The following is a 17,929-nucleotide window of genomic DNA, read 5'->3' as shown; positions in this document are numbered from 1 at the left end:
GCCGGGCGCTCCGCCACGCCGGAAAACCGGTGGGACGGCCCACCCGAACGGGCCATACTCGCTCGGGTGTTCCTGACGATGACCACCACCGGCAGCGCCGAGCGGCCCGCCACCGACCTCGGATTCCTGCTGCACAAACACCCCGACCGGGCGCAGGAGTTCTCCACCTCCCACGGCACCGCGCACGTCTTCTACCCCGAGGCGGGGACCGAGCGCTGCACCGCGGCGCTGCTGCTGGAGGTCGACCCCGTCGCCCTGGTCCGCCGCGGCCGTGGCAAGGGGCGCGGCGGCGCGCCCGACTCGGCCCTGGCCCAGTACGTCAACGACCGCCCGTACGCGGCCTCCTCGCTGCTGGCCGTGGCGCTGGGCGCGGTGTTCTCCAGCGCGCTCAAGGGCCAGTGCCGGGCCCGCCCCGAACTGCCCGGGCGCGAGCTGCCCCTGCGGATCGAGGTGCCCGTGCTGCCCGCCCGCGGCGGCACCGAGCTGGTCCACCGCCTCTTCCGGCCGCTGGGCTGGACCGTGGGCGCCGAACCGGTGCCGCTGGACGCCCGCTTCCCCGACTGGGGCGACTCCCGCTACGTGTCGCTGGTGCTGGAGGGCGAGGCACGGCTGGCCGACGCGCTGCGCCACCTGTACGTCCTGCTGCCGGTGCTGGACGACGCCAAGCACTACTGGGTCGCCCCCGACGAGGTGGACAAGCTGCTGCGCGCCGGCGAGGGCTGGCTGGAGCACCACCCCGAGCAGGAGCTCATCGCCGGCCGCTACCTCGCCCGCCGCCGGAGCCTCACCCGCGAGGCCCTGGAGCGCCTGGAGCTCGCCCGTCTGGCCGAGGCCGACGGCAGCGATCCCGAGGAACTGGACAACGCCGTGGACGAGAGCGCCGACACCGACGAGCGCCCCGCACCGCTGGCCGTCCTGCGCCGCGAGGCGATCCTGGCCGCCCTGCGCGAGACGGGTGCCGCCCGTGTCCTGGACCTGGGTTGCGGACAGGGCCAGTTGGTGCGGGCGCTGCTGAAGGACGCCCGCTTCACCGGGATCACGGGCGTGGACGTGTCGATGCGCGCCCTGCACGAGGCACGGCGCAGACTGCGCCCGGAGCGGATGTCCGAGCGGCAGGCCGCCCGCGTCACCCTCACCCAGGGCTCGCTGACGTACACCGACCCACGGCTGTCCGGCTACGACGCGGCCGTGCTCAGCGAGGTGATCGAGCACATCGACCCGCCGCGTCTGCCCGCTGCCGAGTACGCCGTCTTCGGCGCGGCCCGGCCGGGGACCGTCGTGGTCACCACCCCCAACGCCGAGTACAACGTGCGCTGGGAGACCCTGCCCGCGGGCGAGGTGCGCCACCACGACCACCGCTTCGAGTGGACCCGCGAGGAGTTCCGCGCCTGGGCGCGCGCGGTGGCCGAACGGCACGGCTACACGGTGGAGTTCCGGCCCGTCGGCGACGACGACCCCGAGGTCGGCCCGCCCACCCAGCTCGCCCTTTTCCGCCTCGTCACCGAGGCTCCGAACAGCGGGGCACCGGCCACCGGGGCTCCGAACACCGGGGCTCCGAACACCGCGAAGGAGGAAGCCGCGTGACGGACCGCATCCCGGCGCCCGCCCCGGCCGGTACGGCGGAACCCGCCCCGGCCCGTACGAAGGCCCTCGCCGTGCCCGACCTGTCCCTGGTGGTGCTGGTCGGCACCACCGGCGCGGGCAAGTCCACCTTCGCCCGCACCCACTTCGCGCCCACCCAGGTCGTCTCCTCCGACTTCTGCCGGGGCCTGGTCGCCGACGACGAGAACGACCAGAGCGCCAGTTCCGACGCCTTCGACGTGCTGCACTACATCACCGGCAAGCGGCTGGCCGCCGGGCGCCTGACCGTGGTGGACGCCACCAACGTGCAGACCGAGGCCCGCCGGCAGCTGGTGAGGCTGGCCCGCGAGCACGACGTGCTGCCCGTGGCGATCGTCCTGGACGTCCCGGAGCGCGTCTGCGCCGAGCGCAACGCCGCCCGCCCCGACCGCGCGGACATGCCCGCCCACGTCATCCCGCGCCAGCGGCGCGAACTGCGCCGCTCACTGCGCTCCCTGGAGCGCGAGGGCTTCCGCAAGGTGCACGTCCTGCGCGGAGTGGAGGAGGTGGCCGCCGCCCGGATCGAGCTGGAGCGGCGCTACAACGACCTGCGGCACCTGACCGGCCCGTTCGACATCGTCGGCGACGTCCACGGCTGCCGCGCCGAGCTGGAGGCCCTGCTGGGCAGGCTCGGCTACGCGATCGAGCGGGACGCGGCCGGCCGCGCGGTGGACGCGAGCCACCCCGAGGGGCGCACCGCCGTCTTCGTCGGCGACCTCGTCGACCGCGGCCCCGACAGCCCCGGGGTGCTGCGCCTGGTCATGGGCATGGTCGCCGCCGGGCACGCGCTGTGCGTTCCCGGCAACCACGAGAACAAGCTCGGCCGATACCTGAAGGGACGCAACGTCCGGCACACCCACGGACTCGCCGAGACGATCGAGCAACTGGAGAGGGAGGCCGCCGCCGACCCGGAGTTCCCCGCGCGGGTGGAGGAGTTCATCGGCTCGCTCGTCAGCCACTACGTGCTCGACGGCGGAGCGCTGGTCGTCTGCCACGCCGGGCTGCCCGAGAAGTACCACGGCCGCACCTCCGGCCGGGTCCGCTCGCACGCGCTGTACGGAGACACCACCGGCGAGACCGACGAGTTCGGCCTGCCCGTGCGCTACCCGTGGGCCGAGGACTACCGGGGCCGGGCGGCCGTCGTCTACGGCCACACCCCCACCCCGCGCGCGACCTGGCTGAACAACACCGTCTGCCTGGACACCGGCTGCGTCTTCGGCGGAGCCCTGACCGCCCTGCGCTGGCCCGAGCGCGAACTGGTGGACGTCCCCGCCGAGCGGGTCTGGTACGAGCCGGTGAGACCGCTGACGGCGGACGCGCCCGGCGGGCACGAGGGCCGCCCGCTCGCCCTGGCCGACGTGCACGGCCGCCGCGTGGTGGAGACCCGCCACGCCGGCCGCGTCGCGGTGCGCGAGGAGAACGCCGCCGCCGCGCTGGAGGTGATGAGCCGCTTCGCGATCGACCCGCGCCTGCTGCCCTACCTCCCGCCGACGATGGCGCCCTGCGCCACCTCGAAGCTGGAGGGCTACCTGGAGCACCCGGCCGAGGCGTTCGCCGAGTACCGGGCGGCGGGCGTGGCGAAGGTGGTGTGCGAGGAGAAGCACATGGGCTCGCGCGCCGTCGCCCTGGTCTGCCGCGACGCGGCCGCCGCGGCCGAGCGGTTCGGCGTGACCGGCGGGGAGACGGGCGCGCTCCACACCCGCACCGGACGCCCGTTCTTCGACGACCGGGCCGTCACCGAGGAGGTCCTCGCGCGCCTGCGCGCCGCCGCCGACGGCGCCGGGCTGTGGCGGGAGCTGGACACCGACTGGCTGCTGCTGGACGCCGAACTGCTGCCCTGGTCGCTGAAGTCGGCCGGGCTGCTGCGCCGGCAGTACGCGGCGGTCGGCGCCGCCGCGAAAGCCGCCTTCCCCGGCGCGCTGGCCGCTCTGGAGGCGGCGGCCTCCCGGGGCGCCCAGGTGGACGGGCTGCTGGCGCGGCAGCGGGAGCGCGCGGCGGACGCGGCGGCGTTCACCGAGGCGTACGGCCGGTACTGCCGGCCGGTGGACGGGCTGGAGGGCGTGGAGCTCGCACCCTTCCAGATCCTCGCCTGCCGCGGCCGCAGCCTGGCCGCCGTACCGCACGGCGACCAGCTCGCCTGGCTGGACCGGCTGGCCGACGCCGACGGCACCGGGCTGCTGCGCCGCACCGGGCGGCTGGTGGTGGACACCGGCGACGAGGCCTCCGTCGCGGCGGGCACCGAATGGTGGCTGGAGCTGACGGCGGCCGGGGGCGAGGGCATGGTCGTCAAGCCGCTGGACGCGCTGGTGCGCGGCCCGGACGGACGGCTGGTCCAGCCGGGTGTGAAGTGCCGGGGGCGGGAGTACCTGCGGATCGTCTACGGCCCGGAGTACGTCCGCGAGGAGAACCTGCGGCGGCTGCGGGTGCGCCACCTGGGCCACAAGCGCTCCCTGGCGCTGCGCGAGTACGCGCTCGGCCTGGAGGCGCTGGACCGGCTGGCGCGGGGCGAGCCGCTGTGGCGGGTGCACGAGGCGGTCTTCGCCGTCCTGGCCCTGGAGTCGGAGCCGGTCGACCCCAGGCTGTGACCGCGTCCCGGGGTGTAGCCGCCCGGCTCGGGGTGAGGATGGTGGCATGGGATTCCACGTCGACTCCGAGGCCGGGCGGCTGCGCCGCGTCATCCTGCACCGCCCCGACCTGGAACTGAAACGGCTCACCCCGACCAACCGGGACGACCTGCTCTTCGACGACGTGCTGTGGGTGCGGCGGGCCCGCCAGGAGCACGACGGCTTCGCCGGCGTCCTGCGCGACCGGGGCGTGGAGGTCCACCTGTTCGGCGACCTGCTGGCGGAGTCCCTGGAGATCCCCGCCGCCCGCGCCTTCGTCCTGGACCGCACCTTCCACGAGAAGGAGTACGGGCCGCTGGCCGCCGACCACCTGCGGGCCGTCTTCGACGAGATGTCCGGGGCGGAGCTGGCCGAGGCGCTGGTGGGCGGGATGACCAAGCGGGAGTACCTGGAACGGCACCCCGAGCCGGTCTCGGTGCGCTTCCACGTGATGGACCCGGACGACTTCCTGGTCGCCCCGCTGCCCAACCACCTGTTCACCCGTGACACCTCCGCCTGGATCTACGACGGGGTCTCTATCAACGCCATGCGCTGGCCCGCCCGGCAGCGCGAGACGATCCACTTCGAGGCGATCTACCACCACCACCCGCTGTTCGCCCGGCCCTCCGGCGCACCGGACTCCGGCCCCTCGCGGGAAGGCTTCCACATCTGGTCCGAGGGCCAGGGCGCCTACCCCTCCACCATCGAGGGCGGGGACGTGCTGGTCATCGGCAACGGCGCGGTGCTCATCGGGATGAGCGAGCGCACCACCCCGCAGGCGGTGGAGATGCTCGCCCGCGGCCTGTTCGCGGTGGGTTCGGCCCGCACCATCGTGGCCCTGGACATGCCCAAGAAGCGTGCCCTGATGCATCTGGACACGGTGATGACGATGGTCGACGGCGACACCTTCACCCAGTACGCGGGCCTGGGCATGCTCCCCTCCTACACCATCGAGCCCGGCGCGGCCGAGTCGGAGCTGAAGGTCACCGACCACCCGCCCGAGCACATGCACCGCGCCATCGCCGCGGCCCTGGGCCTGGACGGCATCCGCGTGCTGACCGCCACCCAGGACGTGCACGCCGCCGAGCGCGAGCAGTGGGACGACGGCTGCAACGTGCTGGCCGTCGAGCCGGGGGTGGTCATCGCCTACGAGCGCAACGTCACCACCAACACCCATCTGCGCGAATGCGGGATCGAGGTCATCACGATCCCCGGCAGCGAGCTGGGCCGGGGCCGGGGCGGGCCGCGCTGCATGAGCTGCCCGGTCGAGCGCGACGCGGTGTAGGCGCGGCACGGGTGCGGGCACGGACGCGACCGCAGGCCGCGGCCCGCGGCCCGCGGAGGGTCCGGAGGGCCTTGAGGCGTACGGGGGCGCCTGGCGGCGTATGGTGCGGCCGGGGGGCACCCTGTCTGCATAGTGATGCGAGAGTGTGTATATACTTCCGTCTTTCCCGCCGTATCCGACGCGACAGTCCCTAGGAGCCCCCATGGCGATCGATCTCACGGGCCGCCACTTCCTCAAGGAGCTGGACTTCACTCCCGAGGAGTTCCGCCACCTGGTCGAGCTGGCCGCCGAGCTGAAGGCGGCCCGGCGGGCGGGCACCGAGGAGCAGCGGCTGCGCGGCCGCAACATCGTGCTGATCTTCGAGAAGACCTCCACCCGCACCCGCTGCGCCTTCGAGGTCGCCGCCGCCCAGCAGGGCGCCCACACCACCTACCTCGACCCGTCCGGCTCCCAGATCGGCCACAAGGAGTCGGTGCGGGACACCGCCCGGGTGCTGGGGCGGATGTACGACGCCATCGAGTACCGCGGCAGCGGCCAGGAGGCGGTGGAGGAACTGGCCGCCCACGCCGGCGTCCCCGTCTACAACGGGCTCACCGACGAGTGGCACCCCACCCAGATGCTCGCCGACGTGCTCACCATGACCGAGCACTGCGACAAGCCGCTGAACGGGACCGCCTACGCCTACCTCGGCGACGCCCGCAACAACATGGGCAACTCCTACCTGGTCACCGGCGCCCTGCTCGGCATGGACGTCCGCATCGCCGCGCCGCGGAGCCTGTGGCCGGAGGAGTCCGTGGTGGCCGCGGCCCGCTCCCTGGCCGAGCGCACCGGCGCCCGCCTCACCCTCACCGAGAAGGTGGAGGAGGGCGTGCTGGGGGCCGACTTCGTCGCCACCGACGTGTGGGTGTCGATGGGCGAGCCCAAGGAGGTCTGGGAGGAGCGCATCGAACTGCTGCGGCCGTACGCCGTGACCATGGACGTCCTGCGCGCCACCGGCAACCCGCACGTCCGCTTCCTGCACTGCCTGCCCGCGTTCCACGACCTGGGCACGGCCGTGGGCCGGGAGATCCACCAGCGGTACGGCCTGGAGTCGCTGGAGGTGACGGACGAGGTGTTCGAGTCGGAGCACTCGGTCGTCTTCGACGAGGCGGAGAACCGCATGCACACCATCAAGGCCGTCATGGTCGCCACCCTCGCGGGGGCGTAGGCGCTTCCACTCTCGGGGACACAGGCGCTGCCACTCTCGCGGGGGCACGGGCCTTGTCGGCGGGCGTTGTCAGAGGGTGCGCCTAGGCTGCGGACGACACCTTCCGTCCGGACCGGAAAGGCCCCCATGCCCGCCCAGCGAAGCCCGCGGACCTCACGGACCCCGCCGCCCCCGCCCGCCCCGCGCGAACTGGCCGACCTGCCCTACGCGGAGTACCTCCAGCCCTTCGGCGGCGGCGGGCGGCTGGAGCGGGAGCGCACCTACGACACCGTCCACTTCGACGGGGAGACCTTCCAGGACGCGGACGCCGGCGGCGCAGGCTTCGTCGAATCCGCCCTCACCTCGGTGGAGTTCGACGGCGGCCGCTACCGGCGGGCGCGCTTCAACGACGTGTGGCTGCACACCGTGCGCTGGGTGGGCGCGGACCTGGCCGAGACCGACTGGACGGACGCCGAGGCCGTCTCCGGCGCGCTGGCCGGGGTGGAGGCGTTCGAGGCGCGGATGCGCCGCGTGACGTTCTTCAACTGCAAGTTCGACTCGGTCAACCTCCGTGCCGCGCGCCTGCGCGACGTGTGCTTCGTGGACTGCCTGCTGCGCGACGTGGACTTCGGGGAGGCGGCCCTGGAGGGTGTCGCCTTCCCCGGCTCGGTCCTGGACGGGGTGCGGCTGGAGAAGGCGAGGCTCGCGCGGGTCGATCTGCGCGGCGCGGCCGGGCTGGGGATCACGGCGGGCCACGACTCGCTCAGGGGCGCGATCGTCGGCGCGGCGCAGCTACTGGACCTCGCCCCCGCGCTCGCCCGGGCGCTCGGCATCGAGGTCCGCGACGACTGAGGAGGCGCACTGTGCCGGCACATCCGTTACGAGCCCGGAGACCGGGCAGACCCGGGTCTCCCGGGAGATCCGGGAGACCCGGCGGGAGAAATCCCCGGGAAGCGATGAGTCCGGAGCCCCCGGACGGTCCGATGGTCGAGGGAAACCGCAGAACTGCCGAGCGACGAGGACGACGGAACATGGGCGAGAACGCATCCGGCCTGGCGATCGAGACATCGGGGCTGGTCAAGGTGTTCGGGGAGACCCGCGCGGTGGACGGCGTGGACCTCGCCGTGCCGGCGGGCACGGTCTACGGGGTCCTCGGCCCCAACGGGGCGGGCAAGACCACCACGGTCAAAATGCTCGCCACCCTGCTGCGCCCCGACGGCGGCCGGGCCCGGGTCTTCGGGCACGACGTGCTGCACGAGGCCGACGCCGTACGCGCCCGGGTGAGCCTGACCGGGCAGTACGCGTCGGTGGACGAGGACCTGACCGGGGCGGAGAACCTGGTCCTGCTGGGCAGGCTGCTGGGCCACCGCAAGCCCGCGGCCCGGCGTCGGGCCGAGCAGCTGCTGGAGGCGTTCGGGCTCGCCGAGGCGGCGGGGAAGCAGGTCAAGAACTACTCGGGCGGCATGCGGCGCCGCATCGACATCGCCGCCTCCATCCTCAACACCCCCGACCTGCTCTTCCTGGACGAGCCGACCACCGGCCTGGACCCGCGCAGCCGCAACCAGGTGTGGGACATCGTGCGGGCGGTGGTCGCCCGGGGCACCACGGTGCTGCTGACCACCCAGTACCTCGACGAGGCCGACCAGCTCGCCTCCCGCATCGCCGTCATCGACCACGGGAAGGTCATCGCCGAGGGCACCAAGGGCGAGCTGAAGGCCTCGGTGGGCGCCGGCGCGGTGCACCTGCGGCTGCGGGACGCCGACCGGCGGCCCGAGGCCGAGCGGCTGCTCGCCCGCGTCCTGGGGGCGCGGGTCCAGCTCGACCCCGACCCGGTGGCCCTGACCGCCCGCGTCGGCCTGCACGGCGACGGTGCGGGCGCGGCCGAACAGGCCTCCCGGGCGCTGGCGGAGCTGGCCCGGTCCGGCATCACCGTCGACACCTTCTCGCTGGGCCAGCCCAGCCTGGACGAGGTCTTCCTCGCCCTCACCGACCGCCCCGCCGACCGCACCGGCGCCCCCGCGAACGAGGAAGAGGAGATCCCGGCATGAGCACCGCCACGACCCGTGGACAACGCACCGGCGAGACCGGCGAGACCGGTGAGCAGGCTCCCGCGGCGGCCGACGCCCTGGCCGGCCTGCTGGTGTCCGGGGAGCGCCCGCCCCGCCCCAGCGCCTGGGCCGCCTCCGCCGCCTTCGGCTGGCGAGCGGTGCTGAAGATCAAGCACGTGCCCGAGCAGCTCTTCGACGTCACCGTCTTCCCGATCATGATGGTGCTGATGTTCACCTACCTCTTCGGGGGCGCGCTGGCCGGATCGACCGACCAGTACGTGCAGTTCCTGCTGCCGGGCATCCTGGTGATGAACATCGTGATGATCACGATGTACACCGGGGTGGCGGTCAACATCGACATCGCCAAGGGCGTCTTCGACCGGTTCCGCACCCTGCCGATCTGGCGCCCCTCGGCGATGGTCGGCTACCTGCTCGGCGACATGCTGCGCTACACGATCGCCTGCGCGGTGATGCTGGCCCTGGGCCTGGTGCTGGGCTTCCGCCCGGCCGGCGGCGTCACCGGGGTGGTGGCCGGGGTGGCGCTGCTGATCGTCTTCGCGTTCGCCTTCTCGTGGATCTGGACGATGTTCGGCCTGATGCTGCGCACCGAGAAGTCGGTGATGGGCGTCAGCATGATGGTGATCTTCCCGCTGACGTTCCTCAGCAACGTCTTCGTCGACCCGGCCACCATGCCCGGCTGGCTCCAGGCCTTCGTCAACAACAGCCCCGTGACCCATCTGGCCTCGGCGGTGCGCGGCCTGATGGCCGGCGACTGGCCCGCCACCGAGATCGCCTGGTCGCTGGGGTGGGGCGCGGCGCTGGTGGCCGTCTTCGGAACGGCCACCATGCGCCTGTACAACCGCAAGTAGGCCCTCCTGCCATCCCCGGGCGGGGGGCGTGCCGCCAGTCCCCGTCCGTCCCGGGGACGGCCGGGGCGCGCGCCCCGGCCGCGGAAGGGCAGCGGCGCCGGACGGAACAGGGCTCTGGTGCCGTCGTCGGCGGGCACCGAAACGCTCCGGCCGGAGAAGGCTCCGGCCGTCCTCAGACGGTCGACTCCCTGATCGCCACGCTGTAACTGGAGGGCGTGGGCGAGGTGACCTCGATCTGCGAGCGGAAGGACTCGCCGGTGAAGACCACGGTCAGCTCCCGCGGCCCACCGCGCTGCGTCGCCGCGGTGAAGCCGCCGGCCGGCAGCGCCGAGACCAGGCAGGCGCCGCTGCCTCCGAACCGTATGGACGCCCGTCCCCCCGTGGTCTGGAAGGTGCGCACCTCGGCACCGGCGGTGTGGCAGCCCTCCTCGCCGCCGGTGTTCGCGGAGGGGGACGGGGTGGGGCGGGCGGCGGGACGGGCGGTGGGGGAGGCCGCCGGCTTCGGCGGGGGAGCGGGGGAGGAGGCGCGCCGGGTGGGCGAGGGAGTGGGCGAGGGGGTGGGGGACCTGCTCGGTTCGGCGCTCGCCGTCGGCGAGGAGACGACCGTCCCCGGGGTGTCGCGGGCGACGGGCGGGGTGGGCCGGGTCGTCCCGACCACGAACTGGACGGTGAGGCTCACCGTCGTCACGCTGAGGGACGTGCACGACAGCCACAGCAGTACGTAACGCAGGTAGCGGGGCACCGCCCCATACTGCCCGACCGTCCGCGGCGGCCCGTGCGAGGGCCGGTGAAGACCCCCGGGCGGGACGGCGGTCGCCGGTGCGCCGGCGGCACCCGTTACCGTCCCTGGCCATGGCATCGGTACTTCTGGTCGAGGACGACCCCGTGATACGGGCCAGGCTCATCGACGTCCTGTCCCGGCACGACCACGTGGTGCGCAGCTCCCCCTACGGATTCGAGGCCCTGCGGGAGGTGACGCGGCAGCCGCCGGACGCGGTGGTGCTCGACCTGGGGCTGCCCGACCTCGACGGCGTCGACGTCCTGCGCATGCTGCGCAGCATCTCGCAGGTGCCGGTGCTGGTCGCCACCGCGCGCGACGACGAGGCCGAGATCATCCGGCTGCTCAACGCCGGTGCCGACGACTACCTGGTCAAGCCCTTCTCCGGCGGCCAGTTGGCGGCCCGGCTCGGGGCGGTGCTGCGCCGCTCCGCCGCCGCGGCCGAACGCTCCGCCGCCCCTGAGGCGGGGCCCCGGGACGGCGCGATACGCGTGGGCGGCCTCGCCATCGACCGGCAGGCGCGGTCGGTCTCCCTGGACGGTCACGAACTGCGCCTGACCCGGCGCGAGTTCGACCTGCTGGCCTATCTCGCCGAGCGCGCGGACCGGGTGGTGCCGCGCCGCCGCGTCCTGGCCGACGTGTGGCGGCAGTCCTACGTCGAGGAGCAGACCCTGGACGTGCACGTGTCCTCCCTGCGCCGCAAGCTGGGCGAGCGGGCGAGCCGGCCCCGCTATCTGCACACCGTGCGGGGCGTGGGCATCAAGCTGGTGACGCCCCGATGAGACGGACGCTTGCCGGCGTCGCGCTGGCCGTCACCTCCATGGTCGCGCTGTCCTTCCTGATCCCCCTGGCCCTGCTGGTCAAGTCCGAGGTGAGGTCCCGGGCGATCACGGTGGCCGAGCAGCGGGCGGCGGCGCTGGCCCCCGTGCTCGCCCTGACCACCCGCCCGGACGAGGTCCAGCAGGCCGTGGCCGAACTCGACGGCACCGGCCGGCTGGGCGTCCACCTCCCCGGCGGACGGCTGGTGGGCACCGCGTACGCGCCCGCCGACGCGTGGCGGCGGGCGGCCCGGCAGCAGCGCACCTTCGCCCAGGACACCGGGGACGGCTGGGTCCACCTGCAGCCGGTGGTGCTGGCCAGGGACCGGGTGGCGGTGGTGGAGTCCTTCGTGCCGCGCGCCGAGTTCGAGCGCGGGGTGGGCACCTCCTGGCTGGTGATGTCGGCCCTGGCGCTGGCCCTGGTGGCGGGATCGGTACTGGTCGCCGACCGGCTGGGCGCACGGGTGGTCCGCGCCTCGCGGGACCTCTCGCGCGCCGCCAACGCCCTGGGCGAGGGAGACCTCGACAGGCGGCTGGAGCCGAAGGGACCTCCCGAACTGCAGGAGGCGGGGGCGGCGTTCAACACCATGGCCGACCGCGTCGTCGAACTGCTGGCGATGGAGCGCGAGTTGGTGGCCGACCTCTCGCACCGCCTCAGAACGCCGCTGACGGCGCTGCACCTGGAGTCCGAGCGCATCGCCTCCGGCCTGCGGCGGGAGGACGCCGACCGGCTGGAGGCGGCCGTCACGCACCTGGAGGAGGAACTCGACTCCATCATCAAGGCGGCGCGCACCCCCCTGTCGGCCGCCCTGGCCGCCCCGGCCCCACCGGGGCCGAAGGCACCGTGCGAGGCGGCGCGCGTGGTGTCCGCACGGATGGACTTCTGGTCGGTCCTGGCGGCGCAGCAGGGCCGGGAGTGCGCGGTGACCGTGACGGACGAGCCCACCCCCGTCCTGCTGCCGGAGGAGGACCTGGCCGCGGCCGTCGACGCCCTGGTCGGCAACGTCTTCCGGCACACCCCGGAGAGCACGGCACTGGCGGTGGGAGTGCACCGCACGGCGCACGCGGTGGTGGTGACCGTGGACGACGCAGGCCCCGGCATCCCCGACCCCGAGCGTGCCCTGGCCCGGGGCGCGAGCGTCGGCGGTTCCACCGGCCTGGGCCTGGACATAGCCCACCGCGCCGCCGACACCGGACGCGGCCGACTGGAGGTCGGCCGCGCGCCGCTGGGCGGGGCGCGGGTGCTGATGGAGCTGGAACTGGCCTCCGAACGCGCCCCCGGCGGCGAGCGCGCCTCCCACGGGAGGCGGCGCCGTGCCTGGCTCCGCCTTCCCGGGCTCTCCCGTACCCGCTCCCCCCGTCCCGGAAGGCCGCGGGGAGCGCAGGCGGGGAAGCCGGGGGCGGGCGGCCCGCCTTAGCTGTTCCTTAGCTGCCCCTGAGGGCTCTTTGAAACCCGCTCACCTCGCTGATCTGCGGCGATAGCGTCCCCCCGGACGTCGCCGCAGGGCGATCCCCCCACAAGTGAACGGAGCGGATCTGTGAAGGTGAAGCAGCAGCGAGGACGGCGGGCGCGCAGACGGCCGATGGTCCTGAAGGCGGCCATCGGCGCCGCCGCCGCGTCCGTGGCGGCCACCACGATCGTCGTGCTGCAGCCCGAGGCGGACGCCATCCCCGCGCCCTCGCTCCTCAGCGCGGCCCAGGCGAGCGCCCTGGCCCACCGGCTGGAGGCGAAGCTGGGCGAGGAGGCGGCCGGGTCCTACTACGACCCCGCCACCAGGAAGCTGGTCGTCAACGTCGTCGACGGCGGCGACCTGACGGCGGTCCGCAGGGCGGGGGCGGTCGCGAAGGAGGTCGACAGCACCACCGAGGAGCTGACCAGGGCCAAGTCGTCGCTGGACCGCAGCACGCGCACCCCGGGCACCTCCTGGGCGGTGGACCCCCGCACCAACAAGGTGCTGGTCACGGTGGACTCGACCGTGACCGGGGACGAGTGGCGCGAGCTGCGCGAGAAGGTCGCGAAGCTGGGCGGCAAGGCGCGAATGGAGCGGGTGGAGGGCGTCTTCGAGCCCTTCGTCGCGGGCGGGGACGCCATCACCTCCGGCGGGTCCCGCTGCTCGGCCGGGTTCAACGCCCGCAAGGGGGACGAGTACTTCGTCGTCACCGCGGGCCACTGCACGAAGAAGGGCGCCACCTGGAGCAGCGGGGACTCCTCGCGGCAGCGGGTGGGCAAGGCCGTGGAGAGCAGCTTCCCCGGCGACGACTACGCGCTGATCCGCTACGACAACCCCGAAGTCCCGCGCCCCGCCGCCGTGAACCTCTACAACGGCGGCACCCAGGAGATCACCAGTGCCGGCGAGGCGTTCGTCGGCCAGCGCGTCCAGCGCAGCGGCAGCACCACCGGCCTGCACGGCGGCACCGTCACCGGGCTGAACGCCACGGTCAACTACCCGCAGGGCAGGGTCCACGGCCTCATCCGCACCAACGTGTGCGCCCAGCCCGGCGACAGCGGCGGAGCGCTCTTCGCGGGCGGCGTCGCCGTCGGCCTCACCTCGGGCGGCAACGGCGACTGCAGCAGGGGCGGCACCACCTTCTTCCAGCCCGTCACCGAGGTCCTGGACAAGTTCGGCCTGACCGTCGGCCCCGGCTCGCGGCCCCCGGCGGACGGCGGGGCCGGCACCCCGCGGCCCACCGCACCGGAGCAGACCCCCGCGCCCGAGCCGACCGCCTCCCGGCCCGCCGAGCCGGAGCCGGAGACGGGCGGTGCGGCCGCGCGGCAGGTGCTCCGGCTGGTCAACGCCGAGCGGACGAAGGCCGGCTGCCGACCGCTGACGGCGGACGAGAGGCTGGCCCGCGCCGCCCAGACCTACGCCGGGACCATGGCCGAGCGCGGCGTGCTCTCCCACGTCGGCCCCGACGGCTCCACCATGGCCTCGCGGGTCGAGGCCGCCGGATACTCCTGGTCCGCGCTGGCGGAGAACATCGCCAGGGGGCAGAAGACCCCCGAGCAGGTGATGAACGGTTGGATGAACAGCCCCGGCCACCGCAGGAACATCCTCAACTGCGCCTACCAGGACATCGGCATCGGGGTGAGCGAGAAGGCCGGGGGCCCCTGGTGGGTCCAGAACTTCGGCAAGCGCCGCTGACCCGCCGATCCCGCCACCACCCACCGCCGCCCCGTCGGACCGCGGTGGGGGGCGGCGGTGGGAGCGTGCGGGCCCGGCCTCCACGGGCCGGGTCCGGAATGATCACATCACAGTCACGATCGAACGCCGGTCCGAAGCTTCCCGTCTCCGCCGAGGCGTGAACTCCTAGAGTTGGCCCGCCACAGGGACCTGTGGCGGGCCGGTGCCGGGCAAAACCTCCGGGCGGCGCCGGGGCCCGCCGACGGAACAGGGCCCGCCAACGGAGCAGAGAGAACACACGATGCGATCCACCGCCGTACGCCGTACCGCCCTCGCCGCCTCGGCGGCCTGCCTGGCCCTGCTGGCCACCGCCTGCGGCGGTTCGGACTCCGGCGGAGGGGACGGGGAGAAGGGCAAGGCCGACAAGGCCGGGAAGTCCGCCTCCTCCGGTCCGGCCGCCGGGGCCAGGACCTCCGCCGAACTGGAGAAGCTCATCCTCGCCGACGGCGACGTCGAGGGCCACAAGGTCGACGAGCTGGGCCCCGGCGACAGCGTCTCCGCCAAGGAGGTCTCCTCCGACAACGACGAGTGCACGCCCCTGGCGCACGCCCAGCTCGGCGTGCCGGTCGGCGACCCGGCGGCGACCGCCCGGCGCATCGTCACCCAGGAGCCCGAGAAGCCGGCCGACAGCGGCACGGAGGGCTCCGAGGAGCTGACCGAAGAGGACCTGGAGAACTTCGAGGACGCGATCCAGGGCGCCCTCGACGCCACGACGACGATGGTCACCCTCGCCTCCTACGAGGACGGGGGCGCGGAGAAGACCCTCGCCGACCTGCGCACCGCCGCCGAGTCCTGCTCCGGCGGGTTCACCGGAGGCGTCAAGGGCGACGAGCAGAAGGTGACCGGCGTCAAGGAGGAGAAGGTCGCCAGCGGCGAGGAGGCCGCCGCCTGGACGGTGACCAGCGAGCAGGACGGCGAGAAGGTCCCGTTCAAGCTGGCCGTGGTGCGGCAGGGCGCCACGCTGGCCGTCTTCTCCTCCTTCAACATCGCCGCCGCCGGCAGCGGCGAGGACTTCGACCTCCCGGCCGCCGTCATCGAGGCCCAGGCGGAGAAGCTCGCCTGACGCTCCGGCACGCCCTTCCGCCCCCTCCCGCCCTGCCCCGCCCCGGCTCCCGGCGCCCCCGCGCCCGGAGCCGGGGCTCTCGCGGCGGGTGCCGCGCCCGTCCGGTACAACCGAAGGCCCGCCCCGGGTGTCTTCTGTGCTCCGGCGCCGGCCAGACGGCGCCGGAGGCGGGGCCCGCCGGGGCCCGAGGGGAGAACCGAGTTGAGGACCACGACACGAGCCGCGCTGGCCTGCCTGGCCGCGGTCGGAACACTGACCGCCGTCCCCGGGGCGGCGCAGGCCGCTCCCTCCGCGGAGGGCGGCACCAAACCGACCCGGACGGTCGAGAAGGGGTACGCGGTGAACTGCTCCGGGCGTTCCGGGGACGTGTTCGTCGCGGTGGACCTGTACCAGAACTCCGCGTACGGCACGCACACCGGCGTGGTCGTGGAGACGCCGGAGGGGGAGTACGGCGGCGGCTACGGCCCGGGGGGCGCCACGCTGTTCTCCGGCGGCGCGATCGCGGCCGACATCCCGCTCAGGAAGCTGGACGGCACGGGGGAACCGGCCGGCGACGCGACCGTCACCGGCACCTACACGGCCGCGGGGGAGCCCACCCGTGTGCACGAGGTCGTCGAGGACCCGGCCGGTCACTACGTGATCACCAGGGGCACCAACACACCGCTCGACGCCTCCGCCACCGTGGAGGTGCTCGGACGGGAGGTGCCGCTGTCCTGCTCCACCGCCTTCGCGTTCGACCTCATGGTGCTGAGGTTCTCGACCGGCCGCGGCTGACGGACCGCCGGTCCACCGGTGGCACCCCGCTTCCCCGCGGGGTGCCACGCGGGATGCCCCGCGCGCCGGGGCCTCCCGCGCCGGCACGGCATCCGCCCGTCAGATGTCGCGGAAGATGTCGATGCGCGCGCCCACCGAGTTCAGCCGCTCGGCCAGGTCCTCGTAGCCGCGGTTGATGACGTAGACGTTGCGCAGCACCGAGGTGCCCTCGGCCGCCATCATCGCCAGCAGCACCACCACGGCCGGGCGCAGCGCGGGCGGGCACATCATCTCGGCCGCGCGCCAGCGGGTGGGGCCCTCGACCAGGACGCGGTGGGGGTCCAGGAGCTGGAGGCGTCCGCCGAGCCGGTTGAGGTCGGTCAGGTAGATGGCGCGGTTGTCGTAGACCCAGTCGTGGATGAGGGTCTTGCCCTGGGCGCTGGCGGCGATGGCCGCGAAGAAGGGCACGTTGTCGATGTTGATGCCGGGGAACGGCATCGGGTGGATCTTGTCGATCGGCGCCTCCAGCTTGGAGGGCCGCACGGTGAGGTCGACCAGGCGGGTGCGGCCGTTGTCGGCGCGGTACTCCGCGCCGCGGTCGTGGTCCAGCCCCATCTCCTCCAGCACGGCCAGCTCGATCTCCAGGAACTCGATCGGCACCCGCCGCACCGTCAGCTCCGACTCGGTGACCACGGCCGCGGCCAGCAGGCTCATCGCCTCCACCGGGTCCTCGGAGGGGGAGTAGTCCACGGCGCGGTCGATGTGGGGGACGCCGTGGACGGTCAGCGTGGTGGTGCCCACCCCCTCCACCCGCACGCCCAGCTCCTCCAGGAAGAAGCACAGGTCCTGGACCATGTAGTTGGAGGAGGCGTTGCGGATGACGGTGGTGCCGTCGTGCCGGGCGGCGGCCAGCAGGGCGTTCTCGGTGACGGTGTCCCCGCGCTCGGTCAGCACGATCGGGCGGGTGGGGCGGACGGAGCGGTCCACCACCGAGTGGTAGGTGCCCTCGGTGGCGGTGACCTCCAGGCCGAAGTGCCGCAGTGCGCTCATGTGCGGCTGCACGGTGCGGGTGCCCAGGTCGCAGCCGCCCGCGTAGGGGATGCGGAAGTGGTCCATCCGGTGCAGCAGGGGTCCGAGGAACATGATGATGCTGCGGGTGCGGCGGGCGGCGTCGGCGTCGATGCCGTCCAGGTCCAGCTCGGCGGGCGGGACGATCTCCAGGTCGGCGCCGTCGTTGATCCAGCGGGTGCGCACCCCGATGGAGCCGAGCACCTCCAGGATCCGGTAGACCTCCTCGATGCGGGCGACCCGGCGCAGCACGGTGCGGCCGGAGTTCAGCAGGGAGGCGCACAGCAGGGCGACGCAGGCGTTCTTGCTGGTCTTGACGTCGATGGCGCCGGACAGACGACGGCCTCCGACGACCCGCAGATGCATCGGACCGGAGTAGCCCAGTGAGACGATCTCACTGTCCAGGGCTTCACCGATACGGGCGATCATCTCAAGACTGATGTTTTGGTTGCCGCGCTCGATGCGGTTGACCGCGCTCTGGCTGGTGGCCAGGGCTTCCGCCAGCTGGGCCTGGGTCCAGCCTCGGTGCTGGCGGGCGTCGCGGATGAGCTTGCCGATGCGCATGAGGTAGTCGTCGGTCATGAGGGTGATGTTATCTCAGATATGAGATGTCAACCTCTGTGGCCTGTGTTTCTTCATGCTTTCTTCGTACTTTC

The 17,929-nt window shown here is 73.6% G+C and carries 14 protein-coding genes; 12 read left to right on the top strand and 2 right to left on the bottom strand.

The window, feature by feature from the left end; all coding sequences use genetic code 11:
* Positions 1–66: 66 nt before the first annotated feature.
* The 7 genes from BMY40_RS16620 to BMY40_RS16590 all read left to right on the top strand — a co-directional run bounded on the left by BMY40_RS16620 (position 67) and on the right by BMY40_RS16590 (position 9,611).
* On the top strand, positions 67–1,584 hold the full coding sequence (locus BMY40_RS16620) for a 3' terminal RNA ribose 2'-O-methyltransferase Hen1 (RefSeq protein WP_093660270.1): 1,518 nt from the start codon (positions 67–69) through the stop codon (positions 1,582–1,584).
* 8 nt (positions 1,585–1,592) lie between these two features.
* The gene (locus tag BMY40_RS16615) at positions 1,593–4,205 is read left to right on the top strand and encodes a polynucleotide kinase-phosphatase (protein ID WP_093660357.1); all 2,613 of its coding nucleotides are present in this window, start codon (positions 1,593–1,595) and stop codon (positions 4,203–4,205) included.
* 46 nt (positions 4,206–4,251) lie between these two features.
* Positions 4,252–5,508 (top strand): arginine deiminase, encoded by a 1,257-nt coding sequence (locus BMY40_RS16610; protein WP_093660268.1) that lies wholly within the window; start codon positions 4,252–4,254, stop codon positions 5,506–5,508.
* Positions 5,509–5,710: 202 nt separating this feature from the next.
* Positions 5,711–6,715, top strand: coding sequence for an ornithine carbamoyltransferase (gene argF / locus BMY40_RS16605; protein WP_093660266.1), 1,005 nt, complete (start codon positions 5,711–5,713; stop codon positions 6,713–6,715).
* Between the two features lie 126 nt (positions 6,716–6,841).
* Positions 6,842–7,546 (top strand): pentapeptide repeat-containing protein, encoded by a 705-nt coding sequence (locus BMY40_RS16600; protein ID WP_093660264.1) that lies wholly within the window; start codon positions 6,842–6,844, stop codon positions 7,544–7,546.
* 179 nt (positions 7,547–7,725) lie between these two features.
* Entirely contained in the window at positions 7,726–8,742 is a 1,017-nt protein-coding gene (locus BMY40_RS16595; protein WP_093660262.1) for an ATP-binding cassette domain-containing protein, read from the top strand.
* The gene (locus tag BMY40_RS16590) at positions 8,739–9,611 is read left to right on the top strand and encodes an ABC transporter permease (RefSeq protein ID WP_093660260.1); all 873 of its coding nucleotides are present in this window, start codon (positions 8,739–8,741) and stop codon (positions 9,609–9,611) included. The genes BMY40_RS16595 and BMY40_RS16590 overlap by 4 nt, the downstream gene beginning before the upstream one ends.
* A 172-nt stretch (positions 9,612–9,783) precedes the next feature.
* Here the strand turns inward: BMY40_RS16590 and BMY40_RS27770 are convergent, their stop codons facing one another.
* Positions 9,784–10,353, bottom strand: a complete 570-nt coding sequence (locus tag BMY40_RS27770; protein ID WP_143071781.1) for a hypothetical protein — start codon at positions 10,351–10,353, stop codon at positions 9,784–9,786.
* A gap of 110 nt (positions 10,354–10,463) precedes the next feature.
* On the opposite strand from BMY40_RS27770, the gene BMY40_RS16575 reads away from it, so the two are divergent.
* The 5 genes from BMY40_RS16575 to BMY40_RS16555 all read left to right on the top strand — a co-directional run bounded on the left by BMY40_RS16575 (position 10,464) and on the right by BMY40_RS16555 (position 16,226).
* Positions 10,464–11,171: a response regulator transcription factor gene (locus tag BMY40_RS16575; RefSeq protein ID WP_093660254.1), complete on the top strand. Its 708-nt coding sequence runs from the start codon at positions 10,464–10,466 to the stop codon at positions 11,169–11,171.
* Positions 11,168–12,625: a sensor histidine kinase gene (locus BMY40_RS16570; protein WP_093660252.1), complete on the top strand. Its 1,458-nt coding sequence runs from the start codon at positions 11,168–11,170 to the stop codon at positions 12,623–12,625. Before BMY40_RS16575 ends, BMY40_RS16570 begins: the two co-directional genes overlap by 4 nt.
* Before the next feature lie 126 nt (positions 12,626–12,751).
* The gene (locus tag BMY40_RS16565) at positions 12,752–14,350 is read left to right on the top strand and encodes a CAP domain-containing protein (RefSeq protein ID WP_143071780.1); all 1,599 of its coding nucleotides are present in this window, start codon (positions 12,752–12,754) and stop codon (positions 14,348–14,350) included.
* 280 nt (positions 14,351–14,630) lie between these two features.
* Complete coding sequence (locus tag BMY40_RS16560; protein ID WP_093660248.1) at positions 14,631–15,452, top strand: hypothetical protein; 822 nt, start codon at positions 14,631–14,633, stop codon at positions 15,450–15,452.
* 201 nt (positions 15,453–15,653) lie between these two features.
* On the top strand, positions 15,654–16,226 hold the full coding sequence (locus BMY40_RS16555) for a hypothetical protein (RefSeq protein ID WP_093660246.1): 573 nt from the start codon (positions 15,654–15,656) through the stop codon (positions 16,224–16,226).
* A 99-nt stretch (positions 16,227–16,325) separates the two neighbouring features.
* On the opposite strand, the gene BMY40_RS16550 is transcribed toward BMY40_RS16555, so the two are convergent.
* Positions 16,326–17,855, bottom strand: a complete 1,530-nt coding sequence (locus tag BMY40_RS16550) for a helix-turn-helix domain-containing protein (protein WP_093660244.1) — start codon at positions 17,853–17,855, stop codon at positions 16,326–16,328.
* Between the last annotated feature and the right edge of the window lie 74 nt (positions 17,856–17,929).

The organism is Streptomyces radiopugnans (genome assembly GCF_900110735.1).
GTDB lineage: Bacteria > Actinomycetota > Actinomycetes > Streptomycetales > Streptomycetaceae > Streptomyces > Streptomyces radiopugnans.
This window is presented reverse-complemented; position numbering and strand designations above follow the sequence as displayed.

What these genes read in the sequence shown, in the direction of transcription:
- argF (WP_093660266.1), top strand. Translation starts at nt 5,711, where the DNA reads ATGGCGATCGATCTCACGGGCCGCCACTTCCTCAAGGAGCTGGACTTC.
- BMY40_RS16560 (WP_093660248.1), top strand. Translation starts at nt 14,631, where the DNA reads ATGCGATCCACCGCCGTACGCCGTACCGCCCTCGCCGCCTCGGCGGCC.
- BMY40_RS16575 (WP_093660254.1), top strand. Translation starts at nt 10,464, where the DNA reads ATGGCATCGGTACTTCTGGTCGAGGACGACCCCGTGATACGGGCCAGG.
- BMY40_RS16610 (WP_093660268.1), top strand. Translation starts at nt 4,252, where the DNA reads ATGGGATTCCACGTCGACTCCGAGGCCGGGCGGCTGCGCCGCGTCATC.
- BMY40_RS16595 (WP_093660262.1), top strand. Translation starts at nt 7,726, where the DNA reads ATGGGCGAGAACGCATCCGGCCTGGCGATCGAGACATCGGGGCTGGTC.
- BMY40_RS16600 (WP_093660264.1), top strand. Translation starts at nt 6,842, where the DNA reads ATGCCCGCCCAGCGAAGCCCGCGGACCTCACGGACCCCGCCGCCCCCG.
- BMY40_RS16570 (WP_093660252.1), top strand. Translation starts at nt 11,168, where the DNA reads ATGAGACGGACGCTTGCCGGCGTCGCGCTGGCCGTCACCTCCATGGTC.
- BMY40_RS16590 (WP_093660260.1), top strand. Translation starts at nt 8,739, where the DNA reads ATGAGCACCGCCACGACCCGTGGACAACGCACCGGCGAGACCGGCGAG.
- BMY40_RS16550 (WP_093660244.1), bottom strand. Translation starts at nt 17,855, where the DNA reads ATGACCGACGACTACCTCATGCGCATCGGCAAGCTCATCCGCGACGCC.